General features: G+C 37.5%; 3 protein-coding genes. All 3 read right to left on the reverse strand.

Annotation, left to right across the window (positions count from 1 at the left end; all coding sequences use genetic code 11):
• Positions 1-123: 123 nt before the first annotated feature.
• The 3 genes from ACTQ53_RS17350 to ACTQ53_RS17360 all read right to left on the reverse strand — a co-directional run bounded on the left by ACTQ53_RS17350 (position 124) and on the right by ACTQ53_RS17360 (position 1,612).
• Positions 124-480 (reverse strand): hypothetical protein, encoded by a 357-nt coding sequence (locus tag ACTQ53_RS17350; protein ID WP_153086463.1) that lies wholly within the window; start codon positions 478-480, stop codon positions 124-126.
• A 6-nt stretch (positions 481-486) separates the two neighbouring features.
• On the reverse strand, positions 487-702 hold the full coding sequence (locus ACTQ53_RS17355) for a hypothetical protein (RefSeq protein WP_412287144.1): 216 nt from the start codon (positions 700-702) through the stop codon (positions 487-489).
• A 613-nt stretch (positions 703-1,315) separates the two neighbouring features.
• Positions 1,316-1,612, reverse strand: coding sequence for a hypothetical protein (locus ACTQ53_RS17360; RefSeq protein WP_441934549.1), 297 nt, complete (start codon positions 1,610-1,612; stop codon positions 1,316-1,318).
• Positions 1,613-1,890: the final 278 nt, after the last annotated feature.

The raw sequence follows: 1,890 nt of genomic DNA on the forward strand, positions 1-1,890 counted from the left end.
ATTATGTAACTTTGCAGCCGAAAAGGCTTCCCTGCTGGGGGCATGCCCCCAGCAGGGAGTGGGAATGAAAGTTAAGAACAAGCCTTGACACAGTTTAAATTACACCCCCTTCCTCGTCTACTATTAACAAACTATTTTTTGATAAGAAACAACGTATCGAATTCTTGCCATATAGCCATCTTTATCAAAAACAACATCTGAAGAAGTTGAAGATTCAGAAATTCCAGATATTCCTACATTTAAGACAAACCATACATTTTCTTCCTTCAACCTTTTTTGAAAAGCAAGCAACCATAATTCCACAGCATTCTTAGTAATTGTAGGTGGCAACAATATCACTACATTTTTCGCAGCATAGGATAAAACAGAAACCACATCTGACATTCTATCCCACGTGCCGATAATTTTATCACTATACTCCTCCTTTAGTTTTCGATAGTGATTTGCATCAACAAAATCAATAAAAATACAACTATTCATAATTTATTATTTATAAAGTTCAACATCAGCATTACTAGTACATATGCACTGATAACGCCCTTCTCTAATACAATCAGTAGCATCTGTGGTATCCCAAACAATATCAGTATTAATAACATCAACTATAAGAGGACACCTATAAGCACCTTTAGGAAGACCTGCATCTTTTATTTTGTTCGCACAATCTCCACAAACATAAAGTCTAGCTTTAACTGTATTCATATCTTTATCTATTTAAAAATTATGGTAAGTACTATCACTAAACCATTCGGGGGCAAATATACACATTACAGATTACCTAACAAAACTAATTATTTTTTTTAACGTACAGTTAAGATTCCGTAACAAAATGACCAACTTCAGTACAAATAAGAACCAAAAAGTCCATGGGTAAGTAAATACCACACGGACTTTTCTTTATTTTTTCTGTGTATTACTTCTCGCCATCGAAGGGTCAGCAACATACTTTTGAAGAGGATGATTAATCATCTCAGGAATCCAATAGAAGAGCTTGTTTGCTAATCGTAAAGGCTTTATGCACTTATCCTTCATCGGCTTGGCCGCTCTTTGAATTATCAAAGCAAGCTCTTCGTAGCTATAAGGCTTAAAAGCGCATAAATCTACAAGGAGTTGACTAACCTTTTCCCGAGATGCCCACTTTCCTAATTTTGCAACTCGTTCTTGGAGCCCTTTAGGAAGTTCCCTCAGTAATTCGTTACGACTATTCGGTTGGCTTTCGATCTCAAATGTACCATGCTGAGGTGGTAACCTTTCGCACTAAGGTCGTAACCTTTCTCCTAAGGATACCACCTTGGAGGTTCTTCTATAATAAGTGTTACGACCTTGCCTTTTTTTTCTCTAGGAATCCAAGATCACAGAGTTTATGAATCTCCAAGCGTACACGGGCATGAGTAATCGAAGAATCCAGCTGGCGATAAGTAGCATTATCTATCGCACCCACTTCTCTCACGAAGACTAGAGCCAACTTCTGCTCATTCATCAAGCCAAACTCGGCATATTGAGCCAACCATTCCATATTCTCCTTGCTGAGAAAATGATGGAGCAGAAGTCTTGCCGTAAACTTATTCGCTTCATGGTTCGACCAAAAGTTGGTATATAGCCGTACAACCAAAAGCTGTATAGTCGTACAACTAAAGGGTATATAGTCGTACCACCAAAAGCTGTATAGTCGTACAACTAAAGGGTATATAGTCGTACAACTAAAAGGTGTATTGTCGTACAACTAAAAGGTGTATAGTCGTACAACCAAAAGATGTATAGTTGTACAACTAAAAGGTATATAGTCGTACAACTAAAGGGTGTATAGTCGTACAACTAAAGGGTGTATAGTCGTACAACTAAAGGGTGTATAGTCGTACAACTAAAGGGTGTATAGTCGTACAACTAAAG

Origin of the sequence: Prevotella sp. Sow4_E9_plate (genome assembly GCF_052116205.1) — a bacterium.
Taxonomy (GTDB): Bacteria; Bacteroidota; Bacteroidia; order Bacteroidales; family Bacteroidaceae; genus Prevotella.

Bases quoted from the DNA above. Each gene is read 5' to 3' on its own strand.
- ACTQ53_RS17350 (WP_153086463.1), bottom strand. From the start codon at position 480: ATGAATAGTTGTATTTTTATTGATTTTGTTGATGCAAATCACTATCGA.
- ACTQ53_RS17355 (WP_412287144.1), bottom strand. From the start codon at position 702: ATGAATACAGTTAAAGCTAGACTTTATGTTTGTGGAGATTGTGCGAAC.